At 69.7% G+C, this 21630-nt stretch carries 24 protein-coding genes, 1 tRNA gene and 1 riboswitch; of the genes, 15 read left to right on the forward strand and 10 right to left on the reverse strand.

Annotation, left to right across the window (positions count from 1 at the left end; translation table 11 throughout):
* The coding region (locus EES42_RS46970; RefSeq protein WP_241196906.1) for a MoaD/ThiS family protein at positions 1-181 on the forward strand (181 nt) is incomplete at its 5' end.
* Positions 181-1131 (forward strand): PLP-dependent cysteine synthase family protein, encoded by a 951-nt coding sequence (locus EES42_RS40995; RefSeq protein WP_124723302.1) that lies wholly within the window; start codon positions 181-183, stop codon positions 1129-1131. The genes EES42_RS46970 and EES42_RS40995, both read left to right, overlap by 1 nt.
* 46 nt (positions 1132-1177) lie before the next feature.
* Here EES42_RS40995 and EES42_RS41000 read toward each other — a convergent pair whose 3' ends face one another.
* The gene (locus EES42_RS41000) at positions 1178-1693 is read right to left on the reverse strand and encodes a type II toxin-antitoxin system PemK/MazF family toxin (RefSeq protein ID WP_124723303.1); all 516 of its coding nucleotides are present in this window, start codon (positions 1691-1693) and stop codon (positions 1178-1180) included.
* Positions 1694-1870: 177 nt separating this feature from the next.
* Between EES42_RS41000 and EES42_RS41005 the strand changes: the two genes are divergently transcribed.
* Positions 1871-2623 carry an MBL fold metallo-hydrolase gene (locus EES42_RS41005; protein ID WP_124723304.1) on the forward strand — a complete coding sequence of 251 codons (753 nt, stop codon included), beginning with the start codon at positions 1871-1873 and terminating at the stop codon, positions 2621-2623.
* An 85-nt stretch (positions 2624-2708) separates the two neighbouring features.
* Here EES42_RS41005 and EES42_RS41010 read toward each other — a convergent pair whose 3' ends face one another.
* Positions 2709-3974 (reverse strand): PTS transporter subunit EIIC, encoded by a 1266-nt coding sequence (locus tag EES42_RS41010; protein ID WP_124723305.1) that lies wholly within the window; start codon positions 3972-3974, stop codon positions 2709-2711.
* A 270-nt stretch (positions 3975-4244) separates the two neighbouring features.
* Positions 4245-5555 (reverse strand): PTS transporter subunit EIIC, encoded by a 1311-nt coding sequence (locus EES42_RS41015; RefSeq protein ID WP_124723306.1) that lies wholly within the window; start codon positions 5553-5555, stop codon positions 4245-4247.
* 222 nt (positions 5556-5777) lie between these two features.
* Between EES42_RS41015 and EES42_RS41020 the strand changes: the two genes are divergently transcribed.
* The 4 genes from EES42_RS41020 to rdgB all read left to right on the forward strand — a co-directional run bounded on the left by EES42_RS41020 (position 5778) and on the right by rdgB (position 8011).
* Positions 5778-6011 (forward strand): glucose PTS transporter subunit EIIB, encoded by a 234-nt coding sequence (locus EES42_RS41020; protein ID WP_014156020.1) that lies wholly within the window; start codon positions 5778-5780, stop codon positions 6009-6011.
* Positions 6012-6154: 143 nt separating this feature from the next.
* A complete protein-coding gene (gene rph / locus EES42_RS41025) occupies positions 6155-6892 on the forward strand; it encodes a ribonuclease PH (RefSeq protein ID WP_124723307.1) in 738 nt (245 codons plus the stop codon).
* 102 nt (positions 6893-6994) lie between these two features.
* Positions 6995-7387 carry a hypothetical protein gene (locus EES42_RS41030; RefSeq protein WP_124723308.1) on the forward strand — a complete coding sequence of 131 codons (393 nt, stop codon included), beginning with the start codon at positions 6995-6997 and terminating at the stop codon, positions 7385-7387.
* 21 nt (positions 7388-7408) lie between these two features.
* Positions 7409-8011: an RdgB/HAM1 family non-canonical purine NTP pyrophosphatase gene (rdgB, locus tag EES42_RS41035; RefSeq protein WP_124723309.1), complete on the forward strand. Its 603-nt coding sequence runs from the start codon at positions 7409-7411 to the stop codon at positions 8009-8011.
* Positions 8012-8076: 65 nt separating this feature from the next.
* Here rdgB and EES42_RS41040 read toward each other — a convergent pair.
* The 4 genes from EES42_RS41040 to bcp form a co-directional block, all read right to left on the reverse strand.
* Positions 8077-8160, reverse strand: a tRNA-Leu gene (locus EES42_RS41040).
* A gap of 43 nt (positions 8161-8203) precedes the next feature.
* The gene (locus tag EES42_RS41045; RefSeq protein WP_327311016.1) at positions 8204-8482 is read right to left on the reverse strand and encodes an HNH endonuclease signature motif containing protein; all 279 of its coding nucleotides are present in this window, start codon (positions 8480-8482) and stop codon (positions 8204-8206) included.
* 96 nt (positions 8483-8578) lie between these two features.
* Positions 8579-10075 carry a glycine betaine/L-proline transporter ProP gene (proP, locus tag EES42_RS41050; RefSeq protein WP_124723310.1) on the reverse strand — a complete coding sequence of 499 codons (1497 nt, stop codon included), beginning with the start codon at positions 10073-10075 and terminating at the stop codon, positions 8579-8581.
* A gap of 223 nt (positions 10076-10298) precedes the next feature.
* Positions 10299-10766, reverse strand: coding sequence for a thioredoxin-dependent thiol peroxidase (gene bcp, locus EES42_RS41055; protein ID WP_124723311.1), 468 nt, complete (start codon positions 10764-10766; stop codon positions 10299-10301).
* A 128-nt stretch (positions 10767-10894) separates the two neighbouring features.
* On the opposite strand from bcp, the gene EES42_RS41060 reads away from it, so the two are divergent.
* The 3 genes from EES42_RS41060 to EES42_RS41070 all read left to right on the forward strand — a co-directional run bounded on the left by EES42_RS41060 (position 10895) and on the right by EES42_RS41070 (position 12094).
* The gene (locus tag EES42_RS41060) at positions 10895-11215 is read left to right on the forward strand and encodes a DUF3618 domain-containing protein (RefSeq protein ID WP_124723312.1); all 321 of its coding nucleotides are present in this window, start codon (positions 10895-10897) and stop codon (positions 11213-11215) included.
* A 61-nt stretch (positions 11216-11276) separates the two neighbouring features.
* Positions 11277-11615, forward strand: a complete 339-nt coding sequence (locus EES42_RS41065; RefSeq protein WP_030923137.1) for a GroES family chaperonin — start codon at positions 11277-11279, stop codon at positions 11613-11615.
* A 53-nt stretch (positions 11616-11668) separates the two neighbouring features.
* Positions 11669-11734: riboswitch (guanidine-III (ykkC-III) riboswitch) on the forward strand.
* A 39-nt stretch (positions 11735-11773) separates the two neighbouring features.
* Positions 11774-12094, forward strand: coding sequence for a DMT family transporter (locus tag EES42_RS41070; RefSeq protein ID WP_124723313.1), 321 nt, complete (start codon positions 11774-11776; stop codon positions 12092-12094).
* Here EES42_RS41070 and EES42_RS41075 read toward each other — a convergent pair.
* On the reverse strand, positions 12088-14520 hold the full coding sequence (locus EES42_RS41075; RefSeq protein ID WP_124723314.1) for a transglycosylase domain-containing protein: 2433 nt from the start codon (positions 14518-14520) through the stop codon (positions 12088-12090). The genes EES42_RS41070 and EES42_RS41075 overlap by 7 nt on opposite strands.
* A gap of 181 nt (positions 14521-14701) precedes the next feature.
* Here EES42_RS41075 and EES42_RS41080 point away from each other — a divergent pair, with 181 nt between their 5' ends.
* From EES42_RS41080 to EES42_RS41095, 4 genes are all read left to right on the forward strand, one after another.
* Positions 14702-15502, forward strand: coding sequence for an ABC transporter permease (locus EES42_RS41080; protein WP_124723315.1), 801 nt, complete (start codon positions 14702-14704; stop codon positions 15500-15502).
* Positions 15503-15575: 73 nt separating this feature from the next.
* Positions 15576-16400 carry an ABC transporter permease gene (locus EES42_RS41085; RefSeq protein ID WP_241196916.1) on the forward strand — a complete coding sequence of 275 codons (825 nt, stop codon included), beginning with the start codon at positions 15576-15578 and terminating at the stop codon, positions 16398-16400.
* A gap of 32 nt (positions 16401-16432) precedes the next feature.
* Positions 16433-17419: an ABC transporter ATP-binding protein gene (locus EES42_RS41090; protein ID WP_124723376.1), complete on the forward strand. Its 987-nt coding sequence runs from the start codon at positions 16433-16435 to the stop codon at positions 17417-17419.
* 61 nt (positions 17420-17480) lie between these two features.
* Entirely contained in the window at positions 17481-18203 is a 723-nt protein-coding gene (locus EES42_RS41095) for a DUF1707 SHOCT-like domain-containing protein (protein WP_164495526.1), read from the forward strand.
* 111 nt (positions 18204-18314) lie between these two features.
* On the opposite strand, the gene EES42_RS41100 is transcribed toward EES42_RS41095, so the two are convergent.
* Entirely contained in the window at positions 18315-19574 is a 1260-nt protein-coding gene (locus EES42_RS41100) for an SGNH/GDSL hydrolase family protein (RefSeq protein ID WP_124723317.1), read from the reverse strand.
* A gap of 98 nt (positions 19575-19672) precedes the next feature.
* On the opposite strand from EES42_RS41100, the gene EES42_RS41105 reads away from it, so the two are divergent.
* A complete protein-coding gene (locus EES42_RS41105) occupies positions 19673-21094 on the forward strand; it encodes a DUF445 domain-containing protein (protein ID WP_124723318.1) in 1422 nt (473 codons plus the stop codon).
* A gap of 96 nt (positions 21095-21190) precedes the next feature.
* Here EES42_RS41105 and EES42_RS41110 read toward each other — a convergent pair whose 3' ends face one another.
* Positions 21191-21493: a hypothetical protein gene (locus EES42_RS41110; protein WP_124723319.1), complete on the reverse strand. Its 303-nt coding sequence runs from the start codon at positions 21491-21493 to the stop codon at positions 21191-21193.
* Between the last annotated feature and the right edge of the window lie 137 nt (positions 21494-21630).

Genomic DNA, 21630 nt, shown 5'->3' on the forward strand with positions numbered 1-21630 from the left:
GGACCTGGAGAGCCGCCACAACGGCATCCGCGAGCGCATCGTCGACGGCGACGAACTCCGCCGCTTCGTGAACGTCTACCTCAACGACGAGGACGTCCGCTTCCTCGACGGCATCTCCACCAAGCTCAGCGACGGCGACAACGTCACCATCCTCCCGGCCGTCGCCGGCGGCATGAACTGATGCGGTACGACAGCCCGCTCGCCGCGGTGGGCAACACCCCGCTGGTCCGCCTGCCGCGGCTGTCACCCTCCGACGACGTCCGGATCTGGGCCAAGCTGGAGGACCGCAACCCCACCGGCTCGATCAAGGACCGCCCCGCGCTCCACATGGTCGAACAGGCGGAGAAGGACGGCCGGTTGACCCCCGGCTGCACCATCCTGGAGCCCACCAGCGGCAACACCGGGATCTCGCTCGCCATGGCGGCCAAGCTCAAGGGCTACCGCATCGTGTGCGTCATGCCGGAGAACACCTCCCAGGAGCGGCGCGACCTGCTCGCCATGTGGGGCGCCGAGATCATCTCGTCCCCGGCGGCGGGCGGCTCCAACACGGCCGTCCGCGTCGCCAAGGAACTGGCCGCCGAGCACCCCGACTGGGTCATGCTCTACCAGTACGGAAACCCGGACAACGCGGGCGCCCACTACGCCACCACCGGCCCGGAGATCCTCGCCGACCTCCCGTCCGTCACCCACTTCGTGGCCGGCCTCGGCACCACGGGAACACTGATGGGCGTCGGCCGCTACCTGCGCGAACACAAGCCGGACGTCAAGATCGTCGCCGCCGAGCCGCGCTACGACGACCTGGTCTACGGACTCCGCAACCTGGACGAGGGCTTCGTCCCCGAGCTCTACGACGCCTCGGTCCTCACCACCCGCTTCTCCGTCGGCTCGGCCGACGCCGTCACCCGCACCCGCGAACTCCTCCAGCAGGAGGGCATCTTCGCGGGCGTCTCCACCGGCGCCGCACTCCACGCGGCGATCGGCGTGGGCAACAAGGCCGTCAAGGCCGGGGAGCCGGCCGACATCGTCTTCGTCGTCGCGGACGGCGGCTGGAAGTACCTGTCGACGGGCGTCTACACCGCCCCGACCACGGAAGCGGCCATCGAGACCCTGCACGGCCAGCTCTGGGCCTGAAGGCCTTCGAGGAGGTGCGCCCGGTGCGGGCGCACCTCACCTCACCTCATCCGAGGTTCCGCACCCGCTCCCACACCGCCGGGTCCACGACCCCCACCCGGCGCCGGAACCCGCGTACCGAGACCTCCCGCAGCTCGTCCGTCTCCAGGAAACTCGCCCGGCCCCGAGCGTCACCCACCGTTCCCGCGGGCAGTGCGATCACCCCGGGCCGGTCCGCGTGAAGCTTGCTGGTGATCTTCGCGACGAGCGCCGAGTCACCCCGTACCGACAGCACCAGACAGGGCCGGTCCTTCGCCCCCGGCCCGTCCTCGTACGGCACCTCGGCCCACCAGATCTCACCCGGCCGCGGCCGCCGCTCCGGCCCCGGCCCGCGACCGGGCCCCGCCGGCGGGCGCGTCCGGCCGCCCGGACGCCCACCGGAGCGCGTCCCCTCCACCCCCGCCGACCTGCGGGAACCCCCACGGGGCCGACGCCCGCCCCGCCCCCGCCCATCGGCGACCGCCGCAACGAGCGCGAGCAGCACGACAAGAACGAGCGCGATCCACCACCAGGACATGTCCATGTCCCGACCGTACCGGCGTCACCACCGCTTCCATCGAACCGGTGACAGAGCAGGTGAGTTCCCCCACAACGGACGGCCGTGGAGGAGCGACCGGCTGTTTCGCGCCTTACGCTCGACAAACCGCTCAACAGACCGCACGAACCCTCCCCGTTCCCACGTCTCGGAGGTTCACGCTCCATGAAGCTCACCGTCGTCGGCTGCTCCGGCTCGTTCCCGTCCGCGGGATCAGCGTGTTCGAGCTACCTCGTAGAGGCCGACGGCTTCAGGCTGCTCCTCGACATGGGCAACGGCGCCCTCGGCGAGCTGCAGCGCCATGTCGGTCTCTACGACCTCGACGCCATTTTCCTCAGTCATCTCCATGCCGATCACTGCATCGACATGTGCGCGTACTTCGTCGTCCGCTACTACCGGCACGACGGCGGACGCCCCGCCCCCCTCCCGGTGTACGGGCCCGAGGGCACCGAACAGCGGCTGACCACCGCGCACGCCGACACTCCGTCCGAGCACGCGATGAGCGAGGTCTTCGACTTCCACACGCTGAAGCCCGGATCGTTCGAGATCGGCCCCTTCTCCGTCCGTACGGAGAAGCTCTGCCATCCCGTCGACACCTTCGGGATCCGCATCGAGCACGGCGGCCGCTCGCTGGCGTACTCCGGCGACACGGGGGCCTGCGAGGCCCTGGACGAACTCGCCGAGGGCGTCGATCTGTTCCTGTGTGAAGCATCGTTCGTCCATGGCAAGGAGGACATCCCGGACCTCCACCTCAACGGCCGCGAGGCCGGCGAGACCGCCGCCCGGGCCGGCGTGGGGCGCCTGGTCCTCACCCACATCCCGCCGTGGACCGACGCCGACCGCAACCTGGCCGACGCCCGCGTGGTCTTCGACGGACCGGCGGAGGTGGCGGTGCCGGGGACGGTGTACGAGGTCTAGCCCCCCGCGCGCAGCGTCGCGGACAACGACGAAGCCCTCACCTTCCCGCCGGGAGGTGAGGGCTTCGTCGTGTGCCGGGCGAGGCCTACTTCGCCTCGGCCTTGAGGAGCTCGGCGAGCTCCTCGTCCGACTCACGGCCCGGAGTCGGCAGGTTGAACTTGGTGATCGCGAAGCGGAAGACCACGTAGTAGATCACCGCGAAGCAGAGGCCGACCAGCACCAGCATCCACGGCTTGCTGGCGATGCCGAGGTTCAGGAAGAAGTCGACCGCACCGGCGGAGAAGCCGAAGCCGTCCTTCATGCCGAGGCCCCAGGTGAGGGCCATCGAGACACCGGTGAGCACCGCGTGGATCGCGTACAGCACCGGGGCGATGAACATGAAGGTGAACTCGATCGGCTCGGTGACACCGGTCACGAACGCGGTGAGCGCGAGCGAGAACATCATGCCGCCGACGACCTTGCGGCGCTCCGGGCGGGCGCAGTGCACGATGGCGAGGCACGCGGCCGGGAGGGCGAACATCATGATCGGGAAGAAGCCGGTCATGAACTGGCCGGCCGTCGGGTCACCGGCCAGGAAGCGGTTGATGTCGCCGCTCTTGCCGTGGAACTCACCGGCCTGGAACCACGGGAACGAGTTCAGCAGGTGGTGCATGCCGACCGGGATCAGCGCACGGTTGGCGACACCGAAGATCCCCGCGCCGACCGCGCCGGAACCGACCAGCCACTCGCCGAAGTTGTGCAGCCCGGTGCCGAGGACCGGCCAGATGTAACCGAAGACGATGCCGATGACCAAGCCCGCGAAGGCGGAGAGGATCGGGACCAGGCGGCGGCCGCCGAAGAAGCCGGCCCAGGCGGGCAGCTTCGTCCGGTAGAACTTCTGGTAGAGCAGCGCGACGACGATGCCCATCACCACACCGCCGAGGACCTTGGCGTCCACCGGGGCGTCCGTCATGACTATCTTGCCGTCGACCACCGTCGCGACCTGCGGAAGGTTGCTGTCGGTGAAGGTGGCGAGCACCTTCTGGAAGACCAGGTAGCCGGTGACGGCCGCGAGCGCGGTCGAACCGTCCGACTTCTTGGCGAAGCCGATCGCGATGCCGACGGCGAACAGCAGCGCCATGTTGTCGAGGATCGCGTTGCCGCCCGCGGCCATGAAGCTCGCGATCTTGGTGACGAAGTCCGGGAACGAGTCCCTGCCGAGCATGTCGTCGTTGCCGAGACGCACCAGAAGCGCGGCAGCGGGCAGCACCGCGACCGGCAGCATGAGGCTGCGGCCGATGCGCTGCATGACCGACATCACGCCGGCACCCTTCTTCTTGCTGACCGCGGGTGCGGTGTCTGCCGTGGACATCAACTTCCTCCATGGGGCAAGGCGCCGCCCAGGTCGTTGAATGGGGGGAGGCGGCGACTCGAGAAACGCGGCAGAATGCCACGTGGTCTGGACCACTCAGTGGTGTAGACCAGTTGTAGCATGGTGAAGGTTGGATAAGGAACCTGCAAATTCCGATTACTTCGCATGAGCCATCACCCACGCTCGGTGACACGGCAGAAGGCCCCCGGACCACGCGGGTCCGAGGGCCTTCGGGACTGCTCCGGGCGGGCCGACAGCCCGTCCGATCTGCTACTTCGTGAGGTTCCTCTCGATTTCCTCCTCCACTTCGTCGGGCTCACGGCCCGGTGTCTGGAGGTTGAACCTGGTGATCGCGAACCGGAAGATCACGTAGTACACGGCGGCGAAGGCCAGCCCGATCGGGATGATCAGCCAGGGTTTGGTCGCCAGGCTCCAGTTGATGACGTAGTCGATCAGACCCGCCGAGAAGCTGAAGCCGTCCTTCACCCCGAGCGCCCACGTCACCGCCATCGAGACACCGGTGAGCACCGCGTGGATCGCGTACAGCAGCGGTGCGACGAAGAGGAACGAGTACTCGATCGGCTCGGTGATGCCCGTCACGAACGACGTCAGGCCGACCGAGAGCATCATGCCGCCGACCGCCTTCCGGCGATGTGGCTTGGCGCAGTGGTAGATCGCCAGCGCCGCCGCGGGGAGTGCGAACATCATGATCGGGAAGAAGCCCGAGGTGAACTGGCCGGCCGTCGGGTCGCCCGCCAGGAACCGGTTGATGTCACCGTGCACGACCGTGCCGTCCGGCTTGGTGAAGTCGCCGAACTGGAACCAGACGAAGGTGTTCAGGAACTGGTGGAGGCCGATGACCAGCAGCGCGCGGTTGGCGAGACCGAAGATGCCGGAGCCCACCCAGTCCAGGTCCACCAGCCACTTGGAGAAGCTGGTCAGACCGTCACCGATCGGCTGCCACAGCCAGGCGCACAGGCCCGCGAAGAGCAGCCCGACGAAGGCCATGATGATGGGGACGAGCCGGCGGCCGTTGAAGAAGCCCAGCCAGTCCACCAGCTTGACCCGGTGGTACCGCTGCCAGAACCAGGCGGACAGCAGCCCCATCACGATGCCGCCGAACACCCCGGGGTTCTGGTACTCGGCCGCTGTGACCTTGGCGTCGCCGGTCACACAGGTGCCGAACCAGGTGCCGCCGGAGGTGAACGTCGAACCCGGGGCGCAGTCCACCGGAAAGGCGTGCAGCACCGCGTAGTAGACGAGGAAGCCGGCCACCGCGGCGAGCGCGGTCGAACCGTCCGACTTCTTCGCCATGCCGATCGCGACGCCGATGCAGAACAGCAGCGGAAGGCCGAGCCCCGAGTCGAGCAGCGCACCGCCCGCCGCCGCGAACACCTTGGCGATGTTGTTCCACCCCAGGCCCTCGTCGCCGAATACGTCCGGCTGGCCCAACCGGTTCAGAATGCCGGCCGCGGGCAGGACGGCGATCGGCAGCTGGAGGCTGCGTCCCATCTTCTGGAGACCCTGGAAGAGGCCGTTCCACCACGTCTTCTGTGGCACTGCGGCGCTGCTCGAACTCATCGGCATCCTCCCGGAACAAGGCGCGTTCGGCGGTCGTTGCAGACTGGTGTAGACCAGTTGAGGTACGGTGCGTAACCCGCCTGGAAGACAGGGCACCGGTGATCGTCATCATTGGGGACGGTCCAGCCACCCGCTCGCGAAGCTGGGCCAAACGTGCGTTACGGTGACGAAACGGACCCAGGGTGGGCCGTCGCACGCACGTGAAGAACCAGGGAGAAGGCCATGGCCAGCAAGGCTGAGAAGATCGTCGCCGGGCTCGGCGGTATCGAGAACATCGACGAGATCGAAGGCTGCATCACCCGCCTCCGCACCGAGGTCCACGACCCCAGCAAGGTCGACGAAGCCGCGCTCAAGGCCGCCGGGGCCCACGGCGTCGTCAAGATGGGCACCGCGATCCAGGTCGTCATCGGCACCGACGCCGACCCCATCGCCGCCGACATCGAAGACATGATGTGACCGGCCGCCCAGCCCTCCACTGAGCCGGCCGCTCGGCCCTTCGCCGAGCCGGCCGCTCGGCACCGTACAGGCCCCGCCCACCCGGACGGGGCCTGTCGCGCACCCGGATGGGCGCCGCCCACGCACCCGATAAAGTCGACGCCATGTCTCGTATCGACGGCCGCACCCCCGAACAGCTCCGCCCCGTCACCATCGAACGCGGATGGAGCAAGCACGCCGAAGGATCCGTACTCATCTCCTTCGGCGACACCAAGGTCTTCTGCACCGCCTCCGTCACCGAAGGCGTCCCGCGCTGGCGCAAGGGCAGCGGCGAAGGCTGGGTCACCGCCGAGTACTCCATGCTGCCCCGCTCCACCAACACCCGCGGCGACCGCGAATCCGTACGCGGCAAGATCGGCGGCCGCACTCACGAGATCAGCCGGCTCATCGGCCGCTCCCTGCGTGCCGTCATCGACTACAAGGCCCTCGGCGAGAACACCATCGTCCTGGACTGCGACGTCCTCCAGGCCGACGGCGGCACCCGCACCGCCGCCATCACCGGCGCCTACGTCGCCCTCGCCGACGCCGTCAGCTGGGCCCAGCACAAGAAGATCGTCAAGCACGGCCGCAAGCCGCTGACCGACACCGTCTCCGCGATCAGCGTCGGCATCGTCGACGGCACCCCCCTCCTCGACCTCTGCTACGAGGAGGACGTCCGCGCCGAGACCGACATGAACGTCGTCTGCACCGGCGACGGCCGCTTCGTCGAGGTCCAGGGCACCGCCGAGGCAACCCCCTTCGACCGCAAGGAACTCGGCGCCCTCCTCGACCTCGCCACCGCGGGCTGCGCGGACCTCACCGTCTTCCAGAACGACGCCCTCGCCCGCACCCTGGGCGAGTAAAGAAGCAACCAAATACGCACCACAGCGCGTCGTTACGAACACGGGCGCACGGGTCGAACCGTGCGCCCATCCGCGTATCCGCATCCGGGGAGGAACCGCACCATGGCCAAGGCCGCCCGCCACCGCCGCATCACCGTCGCGCTGACCCTGACCGCCCTCGCCCTCACCGCCGCCTCCGGCTGCGGCGCCGTCGACAAGGCACTGGACTGCGTCCGCACCGCCGATGCCATCGCCACCAGCGTCGACAACCTCCAGCAGGCCGTCTCCAACGCCGCAGGCGACCCCACCCAGGCATCCGAGGCCCTCGACGAGATCGAGAAGGAGCTCGGCAACCTCGGGGACAAGACCGACAACGCCGACCTCGGCAAGGCCGTCGACAACCTCCAGGCGGGCGTCGGCAACGTCCGCGACTCCATCGAGAAGGGCGACGCCACCCCCGACATCAAGCCGGTCACCGATGCCGCCGCGGAGATCGGCAAGGTCTGCACCCCCTGATCACCCCCGATACTGGGTGACATGACCCGCCTCATCCTCGCCACCCGCAACGCCGGGAAGATCACCGAACTCCACGCGATCCTCGCCGACGCCGGCCTCACCCATGAGCTCGTCGGCGCGGACGCGTACCCCGATGTCCCCGACGTCAAGGAAACCGGCGTCACCTTCGCCGAGAACGCCCTGCTCAAGGCCCACGCCCTGGCCAGGGCCACCGGCCACCCGGCCATCGCCGACGACTCCGGCCTCTGCGTGGACGTGCTCGGCGGCGCCCCCGGCATCTTCTCCGCCCGCTGGGCCGGCACCCACGGCGACGACAAGGCCAACCTGGACCTGCTCCTGGCCCAGCTCTCCGACATCGACGAGGCCCACCGCGCCGCCCACTTCGCCTGCGCGGCCGCCCTCGCCCTCCCCGACGGCACGGAACGCGTGGTCGAGGGCCGTCTCATGGGCACCCTGCGCCACACCCCGTCCGGCACGAACGGCTTCGGCTACGACCCGATCCTCCAGCCCGAGGGCGACACCCGCACCTGCGCGGAACTGACCCCGGCGGAGAAGAACGCGATCAGCCACCGGGGCAAGGCGTTCCGGGCGTTGGTGCCGGTGGTGCGGGAGCTGTTGGGGTGACGACGTCTCCGTGAACGTGACAGGCCCGGCCCGCTACGGAAGCGGGCCGGGCCTGTCACCGGAGGTACGCGAGGAGGGACTCGAACCCTCACGCCGCTAGGGCACTGGTACCTAAAACCAGCCTGTCTAACCAATTCCAGCACTCGCGCGTCTCTGGCAGTCTACAAGGAGAGGCTGTGCAGACCCGAAGGGTTATACGGTGACTGATTTGGCAGGTCGCCGGTTCCGGCACCAAGTGTCAGTGAAGGAATGGCAGTTGGGGCAGAGGTAGCGAAGGTTCTCGGGTCGGTTGTCGAGCCGGTCACCGTTGATGTGGTCGATCTGGAGTGTGAAGGGCTGTTCCAGCCACCTGCCTGGGCTGCCGCATGATTCACAGCGATATGGGACGCCGATCTCGCGAAGGGCGCGGTGGAGCCTTTCCCGATTCGTGCGTGTTGTTCCTTGGGGTCTGACCACCAGAGTCGTAGGCACGATCGCCTTGGGCCCGCGAGCCTGTGTCGAGCTCCAGGCCCGGCGCGTGAAGTGGCTTGTGTCGAGCTTCGGCCGGAGGACCTTGCGGCGTTCGGGTCAGAACTTGGGTTCGGGGGCCCGGGAGGCAACCAGTTCGGCTGCTTCCTCGTGGGTCTCCACCGAGGGCGGGGAACCGGCCAGGGGTTTCCGGGCGGTCTCCTTCATGCAGGCCACGGCGATCACGCCGACCAGGGCCGCCGCCATCGCGTAGTAGGCCGGCATCAGGTTGGTGCCGCTCCAGCTGATCAGGGCCGTGATCACCAGCGGGGTCGTGCCGCCGAAGAGGGAGGCCGAGAGGTTGTAGCCCACGGAGAGCGAGCCGTAGCGGACCGGGGTGGGGAAGAGGGCCGGGAGGGCGGCGGACATCGTGCCGAGCATGCAGACCAGGGAGAGGCCCAGCATCAGCATGCCGGCCGTGATGGCGGGGATGCTGCCCTGGCGGATGAGCAGGAAGGCGGGGAGGGAGAGGAAGAAGAAGCCGAGCATGCCGGTCATCAGGAGCGGTTTGCGGCCGAAGCGGTCGGAGAGCCTGCCGATCTGACTGATGATCAGCATCAGGAAGACCATGACGGCGAGCAGGATGAGCAGGCCGTGGGTCTCGCTGTAGCCGAGTTCGTCGGAGAGGTAGGTCGGCATGTACGACAGCAGCATGTAGTCGGTGATGTTGTACGCGCCGACCAGGCAGATGCAGAGGATCAGCGTCGGCCAGTACTGCCGGAAGATCCTGGCGAGGTCGCCCTTGGCGGTGGTCTCGACGTGGTCGGCGGCCTCCGACGCGTGGACGGTGCCGCCCTCCAGCTTCTGGAAGGCGGGGGTCTCGTCCAGGCGCAGCCGCAGATAGAGGCCGACCAGGCCGAGGGGGCCCGCGACGAGGAACGGGATGCGCCAGCCCCAGGACTCCATCTGGCCGGTGTCCAGGACCGCGGTCAGCGCGGTGACGAGTCCGGCGGCGCCGACGTAGCCGGCCAGGGTGCCGAATTCGAGGAAGCTGCCGAAGTAGCCGCGGCGCTTGTCGGGGGCGTACTCGGCGATGAAGGTGGACGCGCCGCCGTACTCGCCGCCGGTGGAGAAGCCCTGCACCAGGCGGAAGAAGATCAGCAGAGCGGGGGCCCAGAGGCCGATGGCGTCGTGGGAGGGGATGACGCCGATGGCGAAGGTGCCGACCGCCATCAGGATCATGGTGAGCGCGAGGACCTTCTTGCGGCCGATCCTGTCGCCCATCGGCCCGAAGACCATGCCGCCGAGGGGCCGTACGAGGAAGGCCACGGCGAAGGTCGCGAACGAGGAGAGGAGCTGGGTCGTGTCGTTCCCGGACGGGAAGAAGACATGGCCCAGGGTGACGGCCAGATAGGAGTAGATCCCGAAGTCGAACCACTCCATGGCGTTCCCCAGGGAGGCCGCCTTCACCGCCCGCTTGACCGCCCGGTCGTCGGTGACGGTGATGTCCGACCTGCGCAGCCTGGGGTTTCTCCGCTGCCGGATGGCACGGAAGAGGGTGGGGTGGCGTTTGACCGCTTCAGGGTCGGCCGCCAGGTGGGGGTCGGAAGCCGCCATGGCCGGTCCTTTCCTGGTTGAGTGTTCCAGGACAGGCTTCTGCGCGGTCATGGCGGTCGCAAACCGGAGGGACGGCCGATTGGGATGTCCGTCACATGTTCCGGTCACATGTTTCCGTCGCGTCTTTCCGTTGCGCCAGTGCGCCAGTGCGCCAGTGCGCCAGTGCGCCAGTGCGTCCGCCGTCCGTTCCGCCGGATGCTTCCGGGGGCGGTCCGCGGCGGGGTCAGATGCCGAGGTCCCTGATGATCTTGGCGACGTGGCCGGTGGCCTTGACGTTGTAGAGGGCGCGCTCGACCTTGCCCTCCTCGTCCACGACGATCGTGGAGCGGATGACGCCCGTCACCGTTTTGCCGTAGAGCTTCTTCTCGCCGAAGGCTCCGTACGCCTCAAGGGTCTCCTTGGACGGGTCGCCGACCAGCGTGACCTTGAGGTGCTCCTTTTCGCGGAACTTGGCGAGCTTCTCGGGCTTGTCGGGGGAGACGCCGATGACGTCGTAGCCGGCACCGGTGAGCAGCTCCAGGTTGTCGGTGAAGTCGCAGGCCTGCTTGGTGCAGCCGGGGGTGAGGGCGGCAGGGTAGAAGTAGACGATGACCTTGCGGCCCTTGTGGTCGGCGAGCGAGATCTCGTTGCCGTCGGCGTCGGGCAGGGTGAAGGCGGGGGCGGTGTCGCCGGGCTGGAGTCGCTCGCTCATGGTTCTCCTCGGGTGGCACGTGGGGTGTACGGGACCGAGCGTAATAGGGGTGCCGCCGGGTGCGCGGCCGGTCGAGCTGACAGACTGTCGATGAAGGTTTACCGGACGACGACCACGGAGGCGGCGCAGTGTCGGATGCCAGGACCCCTGCGCAGATCGAGGCGGACATCATCACCAGGCGTGAGCAGCTCGCGGTGGTGCTCGACGAGATCGGGGTGCGGGTGCACCCGAAGACGATCATGGGTGACGCGAAGGCCAAGGCCGCCGAGGCCGTCGACCGGACGGCCGGGCGGGCGTTCGTCGCGGTGAACCGGACGGTGTCGGACGTGAAGGCGCAGTTCGTGTCCGAGGACGGGGCTCCGCGCCTGGAGCGGGTGATCCCGGCGGCGCTGCTCGCGGTGGGTGTCGTGGGTCTGGTCGTGGCGTCGAAGCGGCGCCGCAAGGGCTGATGCCGCGGCCCGCGCACCCCGGAGGGGTGTGGAGCCGCCGCGGGCAGGTAGGTTGCGGGGCGTGAGCGAGAACACCGACGACAAACTGCCCATCCGCATGCTGCACGACCGCGTGCTGGTCCGGTCCGATACGCCCGAGGGCGAGCGGCGTTCCGGTGGCGGCATCCTCATCCCGGCGACTGCCGCGGTCGGCCGTCGGCTGGCCTGGGCCGTGGTGGTCGCGGTGGGCCAGAACGTGCGGACGGTGGAGCCGGGCGACCGGGTGCTGTACGACCCCGAGGACCGTGCGGAGGTCGAGGTGCGCGGGGTGGCGTACGTGCTGATGCGTGAGCGCGATCTGCACGCGGTGGCGGCGGACCGGTTCGAGGGGTCGGTGGATTCCACCGGGCTGTATCTGTAGCCGACACCCCACTGGTGTGGCCTGGTGACCGGTGTCACCAGGCCCTTTGCATGTTCTTTGCTATCGTGGTGTGACCCCGACGAGACGCGCCGTACCGGGCTTCGAAAAGACGACGCACCCGTGTTGTTCGCGTGTTCTGTCTCGTCGGAGGTGCCGTCATGGCCTGGGTTCTGCTCGTTGTCGCCGGTCTGCTGGAAGTGGCCTGGTCGATCGGGATGAAGTACACCGAGGGGTTCACCCGGCTCTGGCCGAGCGTGTTCACCGGCCTCGGGATCGTCGCGAGCATGGTGTTGCTGTCCCATGCGGCCCGGACGCTGCCGATCGGCACGGCGTACGGCGTGTGGGTCGGCATCGGTGCGGCCGGCGCGGCGGTGCTGGGCATGGTCGTGCTGAACGAGCCGGTGACCGCCGCCCGGATCTTCTTCGTCTGTCTGCTGCTGGTCGCCGTCGTCGGGCTGAAGGCGACCTCGGGTCACTGACGCGGGGCCGGTGTGCCCAGGGTGCCGGGGAGGAATTCACTGCCTTCCCGGCCGCCGTCGCCCTCGCCCCCGGCCCCCGCCCCGCCGCCGTTCTCGCCGCCGCGCGGGCCGCCGTTGTCACCGCCGCCGTTCTGCGCGCCGCCGTTTTCCGTGGTGCCGTCGCTCGGGCTGCCGGTGTCGGTGCCGCCGGTGGCCGGTTCGCTGCTGCCGGGGGTCGTCGGGCTGCTGGGCGGGGTGGATCCGGGGGTGTTGGGCGGGGTGCTGGAGGTGTTCTCGGAGGGTGTTCCGGTGTCCTGGGGGTTGGTCTCCTCACCGGTGGGCGGGGCGGGTTCCTCGGCGCCGCGTTCGAGTTCGAGGTCGAAGTCCGTGGCCGTGGTGGACCGCAGGGCGGCCTCGGTGTACTGGGCCCAGGCCTGGGCGGGTGCGCCGCCGCCGTTGATGCGGGCGAGCCCGAGTGCCCCGTACAGGGGTTTCTGCACGCCGGTCTCGGGGTCCTGGCCCATGACGGCGATGACGGTGGTGAGGTCGGGGGTGTAGCCGGCGAACCAGGCCGCCTTGTCCTCCTCGGCGGTGCCGGTCTTGCCCGCGGCGGGGCGGCCCGCGGCCTGGGCGGCGGTGCCGGTGCCGCTCTCGACGACGCTCTGGAGGATCGAGGTCGTGGTGTCGGCGGCTTGGCGGCTGACCGCCTGCCCGGTGTGGCCGCTGTCGGGGAGCTGGAGGTCCTCGCCGTCCTTGCTGATCCGTTCGACGAGGGTGTACGCGCCGTGCCGGCCGTGGTTGGCGAGGGTGGCGTACGCCTCGGTCATGTCGAGGACGCTGGCGGTGGCGACGCCGAGGGCGTTGGACGGGTACGCGGTGAGGTCGGGGGTGTTCTTGGGCAGGCCCAGGTCGATGGCGGTCTGTTTGACCTTGCCGGGGCCGACGTCCTCGGCCATCTGGGCGTAGACGGCGTTGACGGACTTGTCGGTGGCGGTGGAGACGGTGATGGGCCCGTAGCTGATGTCGTCCTCGTTGGCGGGGGCGTAGCCGGTGGGTCCGTCGGGGCCCTGGACCATGCGCTTGTTGGTGCCGTCGTAGATGGTGTTGGGGGTGATGCGCCGGCCGTCCTGGGTGGTGGAGCGGTTGGCGACGGCGGAGGTGAAGACGAAGGGCTTGAAGGTGGAGCCGACCTGGTAGTCGCGGCGGGTCGCGTTGTTCACGTACTGCTTGGTGTAGTCGACGCCGCCGTACATGGCGACGACGCGGCCGGTGCCGGGGTCGATGGAGGCGCCGCCGACGCGGACGTTGCGGTCGGCCTTGCGGTCGGGGCTGGTGTGGGACATGACGTTGTCGTCGACGGCCTTGACGAGGGCGTCCTGTTTCTTCTTCTCCAGGGTGGTGGTGATCCGGTAGCCGCCGGTGGCGAGGGTGTCCTCGTCGATGACGTCGTTGCCGGTGAGGTAGTCGTCGACGGCCTGGACGATGTAGCCGCGCTGTCCGGAGAGTCCGGTGGACGGCTTGACCTTGCCGGGTACGGGGAATTTCATGGCGGCGCGTTCGGCCGGGCCGAGCCATTTCTCCTTGACCATGCCGTCGAGCACGTAGTTCCAGCGCCCGAGGGCGGCGGCCTTGTTCTGGGGGTGGACGACGATGTCGTACGCGCTGGGGGCGTTGAGCAGGGAGGCGAGGTAGGCGCCCTCGGCGGTGGTGATCTCGCCGATGTCCTTGGAGTAGTAGGCCTGGGCGGCGGCCTGGATGCCGTAGGCGTTGCGGCCGAAGTAGCTGGTGTTGAGGTAGCCCTCGAAGATCTGGTCCTTGGACTCCTCGCGGTTGAGCTTGACCGCGATGAAGAACTCCTTGGCCTTGCGGACGATGGTCTGTTCCTGGCCCAGGTAGTAGTTCTTGACGTACTGCTGGGTGATCGTCGAGCCGCCCTGCTTGCCCTTGCCGGTGAGTGTGTTGAAGGCGGCGCGGGCCATGGCCTTGAGATCGACGGCCCGTTCGGAGTAGAAGTCGCGGTCCTCCGCGGCGAGGACGGCGCGCTGGACGGTGAGCGGGACCTGGGCGAGCTTGACGTTCTCCCGGTTGATCTCGCCGGAGCGGGCGATGACGCTGCCGTCCTTGTAGAGGTAGACGTTGGACTGCGCGGTGGCGCTGGCGTTGGCGGGCGGGATGTCGACGAGCTCGTACCCGGCGATGAAACCGCCGATCAGGAGCACGGCAACGAAGAGGACGGCGCCGAGGACCATCCGCCAGGTGGGGACGGCGCGGCGCCATCCGGTGCGCTTGGGGCGCTTGGTCCGCTTGGGCTGTCCGGGCCTCTGGGGATTGCCGCCTTCGCCGCCCGGTCCGCCGGACGCTCCGGCGGCGCCGTGGCCGGCCGGATCCCTGGGGGCCCAGCCCCGGGGCTCGTGTTCCCCGCTCGGCTGCTGTGGCTCGTCGCTCATGTCCGTGCAGACTCCTCGGCCGCGGTCAGTTCCCCCATAGTGCCCTTTTCTGTGGAATATGCGCCGGATCGACCCCGAATCGGCCCTCGAAAAGCGGTCGCGGTGGCCGTCCCCGCTGGACTAGGGTCTTGCGCTTTGGTGTCCAAAGCCGTTGGGCACCCGGCGATGGGGGGTGTGTGCGGTGCGGCTTTACGCGGTGGTGGCGGCGGGACAGTTCCGGCGCTACGCCACCTACCGGACCGCCACGGCGGCCGGAGTCTTCACCAACACCGTCTTCGGGTTCATCCTGGCGTACACCTATGTGGCGTTGTGGGACGAGCGGCCGCAGCTCGGCGGTTACGACATGTCGCAGGCGCTCAGCTATGTCTGGCTGGGGCAGGCGCTGCTGATGACCTGTTCCATGATGGGCGGCGGTTTCGAGGACGAGCTGATCGAGCGGATCCGGACCGGCGACATCGCGGTCGATCTCTACCGGCCCGCCGATCTCCAACTGTGGTGGCTGGCGGGCGATCTGGGCCGGGCCGCGTTCCATCTGCTGGGGCGGGGCATCGTGCCGATGCTGGTGGGTTCGCTCGCCTTCGATCTGGCGCTGCCCTCCTCGCCGGGGGTCTGGGTGGCCTTCCTGGTCTCGGTGGGGCTCGGCGTCGTGGTGAGTTTCGCGATCCGTTATCTGGTGGCGCTCTCCGCGTTCTGGCTGCTGGACGGGGCGGGGACGGCGCAGATGGCCTGGCTGGCCGGGATGTTCTTCTCCGGGATGCTGCTTCCGCTGACGCTGTTCCCCGGGGTGCTGGGGGACGTCGCGCGGGCGCTGCCGTGGTCGTCGCTGCTCCAGGTGCCGGTCGATGTGTTCCTCGGCAAGTACCCGGGCTGGGAGCTGGTGAGGGCGTACGCCTTCCAGGCCGGCTGGGCGCTGGCGCTGCTGCTGGTGGGGCGGATGGTGCAGTCGGTGGCGACGAGGAGGGTGGTGGTCCAGGGTGGCTGACACGACCGGTGCGGTGGAGGTGGCCGGGACGGCGGACGGACCCGGCGGCCGTCCCGCGGACTGGCCCGAGGCGGTGTTCGCCGAGCGGCCCGGGTTCGTCGAGGGGGTCAGGGCGTACGGGCTGATCGCGATGATGTGGCTGCGCTCGACGATGGCGTACCGCGCCTCGTTCGCCATGACGGCGTTCGGGAACTTCGCGGCGACCGCCTTCGACTTCGTCGCGATCCTGCTGATGTTCTCGCACGTGGACCGGCTGGGCGGCTACACACTGCCCGAGATCGCCCTGTTGTACGGGGTGTCGGGCACCGCGTTCGGTCTCGCCGATCTGTTGCTGGGCTCGATGGACCGGCTGGGCGCGCGGGTGCGCGACGGCACGCTGGACACGTTGCTGGTGCGGCCGGTCCCGGTGCTCGCCCAGGTGGCGGCGGACCGGTTCGCGCTGCGCAGGCTGGGGCGGGTGCTCCAGGGGGTGCTGGTGCTGGGGTACGCGCTGGTGGCGCTGGACATCGAGTGGACGCCGCTGAAGGTGGCCATGATGCCGATGATGCTGCTGAGCGGGGCGGCGGTCTTCGGGGCGCTGTTCGTGGCGGGGGCGGCGTTCCAGTTCGTCGCGCAGGACGCCTCCCAGGTGCAGAACGCCTTCACGTACGGCGGGAACACACTGCTCCAGTACCCGCCGTCGGTCTTCGCGAAGGATCTGGTGCGCGGGGTGACGTTCGTGGTGCCGCTGGCCTTCGTGAACTGGCTGCCCGCGCTGTATGTGCTGGGCCGGGACTACCCGCTGGATCTGCCGGTCTGGGTGGCGTTCCTGCCCCCGGTGGTGGCGGGTCTGTGCTGGCTGCCGGCCGGTCTGGGCTGGCGCGCGGGGCTGCGCGCGTACCGCAGTACAGGAAGTTGATCGACAACTACGAACGGGACAGGGCACCGGACATGGACGCGGAAAACCCCTCCGGCTTCATCGAGCTCGACCAGGTGGAGAAGGTCTTCGACGTGCGTCGCAAGACCGGATTCATGCGCAGTGAACGCCGACAGGTGCGGGCGGTCGATTCGATCAGCTTCCGCGTCGCGCGTGGCGAGATGGTCGGCTACATCGGGCCGAACGGTGCCGGGAAGTCGACCACGATCAAGATGCTGACCGGCATCCTCACCCCGAGCGGCGGCCGGCTGCGGGTGGCGGGCATCGACCCTTCGCGGGAGCGTACGAGGCTGGCGCACCGGATCGGTGTGGTGTTCGGCCAGCGCACCACGCTGTGGTGGGACCTGCCGCTGCGCGATTCGTACCGGCTGATGCACCGGATGTACCGGATTCCCGACGCGCGGTACCGGGAGAACCTGGAACGGTGTGTCGAACTCCTCGATCTGGGCGAGCTGTTGGACGTTCCGGTGCGGCAGTTGTCGTTGGGGCAGCGGATGCGCGGTGACATCGCGGCGGCGCTGCTGCACGATCCCGAGGTGCTGTATCTGGACGAGCCGACGATCGGTCTGGACGTCGTCTCCAAGTCCAAGGTCCGTGGATTCCTGCGGGACCTGAACGCCGAACGCGGCACGACGGTGCTGCTCACCACCCATGATCTGACCGACATCGAGCAGCTCTGCAAGCGTGTGATGGTGATCGACCACGGCCGTCTGATGTACGACGGGGCTCTCGCCGGTCTGCACGAGGTGGGTGAGAGCGAGCGGACGCTGGTGGTCGATCTTGAGCGTCAACTGCCGCCGATCCGGCTGGAGTCGGCGCCTTCGGTCCGTACGGTGAAGGTGGAGGGCCCGCGGCAGTGGCTGGCCTTCCCGGCCTCGGAGTCGGCCGCTCCGCTGGTCGCCCGGATCGCCGCGGACTACCCGCTGGTCGACCTCTCGGTGCGGGAGCCGGACATCGAGGCCGTGATCGCGAAGATGTATGAGTCGGCCACCGGCATGTAGGGCTGGGACGGACGTACGGACGTTCAATAGGCTGCGCGGTATGACAAGTGACCTTCCGGAAATGCGTGCTTCCGATTCCGAGCGTGAGCGTGTCGCCGAGACCCTGCGCGAGGCGGTTGCCGAGGGCCGGCTGGAGATGGCGGAGTTCGAGCAGCGGCTCGAAGCGGCCTACAAGGCCCGTACGCATGGGGAGTTGGAGCCGCTGGTACGGGATCTTCCCGCGCCGGGCGTGGCGGTGGCCCCGGTGGGGGCGGCTCCGGCGCGGACCGGATCGCAGAAGCGGTGGGCGGACCGGATCGGCAAGCCCGCCACGTCGAGCGGCGCGTTCGCGATGTGGGGCGGTTTCGGTCGCCGGGGGAACTGGACGGTGGGCCGTAAGTTCACCGCGTTCGCGATGTGGGGCGGCGGCGAGATCGATCTGCGCGAGGCGAACTTCGAGGACCGCGAGGTGGTCATCCGCTGCATCACGATCATGGGCGGGATCCAGGTGACGGTTCCGCCGGAGCTGAACGTCGAGGTCCGGGGCGTCGGTTTCATGGGCGGTTTCGGGGAGCGCTCGAAGGACGAGGGCATCCCGTCGCCGGACTCCCCGCGGGTGCGGATCACCGGCTTCGCGCTGATGGGCGGCGTCGGTGTGGAACACAAGCGGAGCAAGGCGGAGAAGCAGCGGCTGCGCGATGCGGAGCTGGCGCGGCTGCGGGAGCGGCAGCGGGAGCTGGACGGGGAGCGCGGGAACGGGCGCGGGAGCGGACGTGGCCGGCTGGAGAAGGGGCCGTCGGACTGACAGGGGCGGAGCCCCGGGGTTCTCCTGGGGGTCCAGGGGCGCCGCCCGCCTCCCGGAGCCCCGCTCGCCTCACGGGGCGCCGCCCGTCGAGCTGCCCGTCGAAGCAGCCTGTCAGAGCTGGTCGGACATGGGCCGGTCGGGCACCAGCGTCGTCAGGTCGACCATCGAGCCCAGCTGCCGGTAGCCCGCGTCGTTCAGGTGGAGGTGGTCGCCGCTGTCGTAGGCCGGCAGGAGCCGCGTCGGGCGGTGGGGGTCACGGGCCGCCGCGTCGAAGTCGATGACGGAGTCGAAGACCCCGCCCGCCCGGATCAGCGCGTTGACCCGGACCCGTACGTCGTCGCTCCGGGGCGTCCAGGTGGCGAATCCCTCGTACGGCATGAGCGTGGCCCCGACGACCCGCAGGCCCTGCGCGTGGGCGCTCCGGGTCATGGCGCGCAGGCCGTCCGCGATGCGCTGCGGGTCGGTCTCCCGCGGGGACTGTTGCACGTCGTTGATGCCGAGCGCGACGACGACGGTCTTCACCCCGGCGACGTCCAGTACGTCGCGCTCGAAGCGGGCGCTCGCCCGTACGCCGCGTCCGCCGAGTCCGTCGCGCAGGATGCGGTTGCCCGCGATGCCCGCGTTGGCCACCCCGTACCGGCCGCCCAGCCGGTCGGCGAGGACATCGGGCCAGCGGCTGTTCGTGTCGAGGGAGGAGCCGGTGCCCGCGGTGAGCGAGTCGCCGATGACGGCGATCGTCCCGGCGGCGGTCCGGGTGTGCACGTCGACCGCGGTGAGGTAGCGCCAGCCGTCGGTCCGCCGGGTGCCCCAGGCGGTGTCCACGTACGACGTCTGGTGGCTGCGCTCGTGGACGGTGACGGGCCCCCGGGCGGTGGGGGTGCGCAGGGTGACCACCAGGTCGGAGTCGGCGGCGACCGGGACCGTGACCGGGTCGCTGACGACCTGCCCGCCGGCCGCCACGGTCACGGTGCGGGCGCCCGCGAAGGTCACCGGGCGGGTGTTCACGGTGACGCGGTCCATGACCAGCGGGCGGGTGCCGAAGGCGTTGGAGAGGGTGATGCGGGCCGCGTCGCCGCCGATGCTGGTGTGCACGACGTCACGGATGGTGCGTCGGTTGAGCGCGCTGCTGTTGTAGGAGTCGACGACCCCGGTGGCGGGGGCCGCGGTCCAGGTCGCGGCCCAGAGGCCGGTGGAGTGCGCGGCGGCGGCGGGCGTACGGGCCACGGAGCGCGGGTCGGGTACGGCGATCTGCTGCGGCCGGGCGCCGGGGCCGGAGAACAGCAGGGAGCCGGCGAACGCCACGGCGGCGGCGAGCGCGGCGGTGCCCGCCACGAGGGCGATGAGCAGGGCGTACCCCTGGCGCCTGGGCATGGGCGGTGTGTCTCCTCATGATCAATCGGACTGATCCCATGATGGATCAGGGCCTCGGGAACTCGACGTGCGGCCCGGGAGTAGGTCAGGCAGGGACAATGCGTACGGGACACCGGGGGCGAGGCGTACGCGGACGGGTGGAGCGGATGGAACGGATCGATCGGACCGGAGCCGGAGCTGAGGCCGGGGGAGAGGCCGCGCGGCAGCAGGAGCGTGCCGGGGGGCGGGCGCCCGGCGGCCGGCCCGCCCCCCTCGCCTCGTTCGCGTACACCGCGGCCGACGAGGAGAAGCGGCGCGGTGTGCGCCGGATGAAGACCACGGCGACGGGCCTCCTTCTGCTGGTCGCGCTCGTGTACGTACTCGCCACCTGGGCGAAGAACGCGGGTGTGGGCGGCTGGCCGGGCTTCGTCGCCGCGGCCGCCGAGGCGGGGATGGTCGGTGCGCTGGCCGACTGGTTCGCCGTCACGGCGCTGTTCAAGCGTCCGCTCGGCCTGCCGATCCCGCACACCGCCATTATCCCCACCAAGAAGGACCAGCTGGGGGCGTCCCTGGGTTCCTTCGTCGGCGAGAATTTTCTCTCCGGCGATGTCGTACGGGGCCGGATCCACGCGCTGGGTGTCGGCCGCCGCGTCGGTGCGTGGCTGGCCGAGCCGGAGCACGCGGACCGGGTCACCGCCGAGCTGTCGACCGCGTTGCGCGGGGCGCTGAAGGTGCTGCGGGATTCGGATGTGCAGGCCGTGGTGGGCGAGGCGATCACCCGGCGGGCCAACGCGGTGGAGATCGGGCCCGGCCTCGGCAAGATGCTGGACAAGATCGTCGCCGACGGCGGCCACCGCAGAGTGGTCGACCTGATCTGCGTGCGCGCCCACGACTGGCTGGTGCTGCACGGCGACTCGGTGATGGACGCGGTGCAGGGCGGGGCCCCGGGCTGGACGCCGCGGTTCGTCGACAAGCGGGTCGGGGAGCGGGTCTACAAGGAGCTGCTGAGGTTCGTCACGGAGATGCGGGACATGCCGGGGCACCCGGCGCGCGCCTCGATCGACACGTTCCTGACGGACTTCGCGGCCGACCTCCAGACGGACTCGGACACCCGGGCCCGGGTGGAGCGGCTGAAGTCGGAGATCCTGGGACGCGGCGAGGTCCAGGACGTCATCGCCTCGGCCTGGTCGTCCGTACGCACGATGATCATCGCGGCGGCGGAGGACGAGCAGAGCGAGCTGCGGCTGCGGGCGCGGGCCTCACTGATGGCACTGGGGGCGCGGCTGGCGACGGACGACCGGCTGCAGGCGAAGCTGGACGGCTGGCTGGAGGACGCGGCGGTCTATGTCGTCACGACCTACCGCGCGGAGATCACCTCGCTGATCAGCGACACGGTCGCGAGCTGGGACGCGGACCAGACGTCGAAGAAGATCGAGGCGCACATCGGCCGCGACCTCCAGTTCATCCGGATCAACGGCACCGTGGTGGGTGCGCTGGCGGGGCTGCTGATCTATACGGTGTCGTGGGCGCTGGGGGCGTAGCGGAGCCCGGACGGCGCAAGGGGCGGGGGCTCTTCGGAGCTCCCGCCCCTGCTGTTGTGCTTCCGTACGCGCTTCGGGCGGCCCGGCCGTACGGGCTCAGGCGGCCCGGCGGGTGACCGCCCACGACGCGGCGGCCATGCCGCCCGCCACGGCGAAGACGGCGGGCCAGGCGCCGACCTTCTTGGCCAGCGGGTGCGAACCGGCGAACGCGGCGACGTACGCCGTGGTCAGCCCGACGGCCGCGCGCGGCCCGGCCTGCCGGTTCCACTCGTACGCGGCGACAGTGCCCGCGGCGGCGAGGGCGACCCCGCCCAGCGGCCGCTTCCTGGTCCATCGCGCGACGGCGTACCCGCCGACCAGCCCGCTCGCCGCCACCGCCGCTGCCGGAACCTTCGCCATCGCAGCCACCTTCGCCTTCTCGTCCGTGTTGTCCGGGCCCTGAGCCCGGGGCTTCGAGGCTAACGCGATGCCCGGGATTCCGGTCGCCGAGGGGGTGCACAAGCGTTTACCCTGGGGGTGAACACGCGTGCACCCCG

It is taken from the genome of Streptomyces sp. ADI95-17, from assembly GCF_003846175.1.
Classification (GTDB): domain Bacteria; phylum Actinomycetota; class Actinomycetes; order Streptomycetales; family Streptomycetaceae; genus Streptomyces; species Streptomyces sanglieri.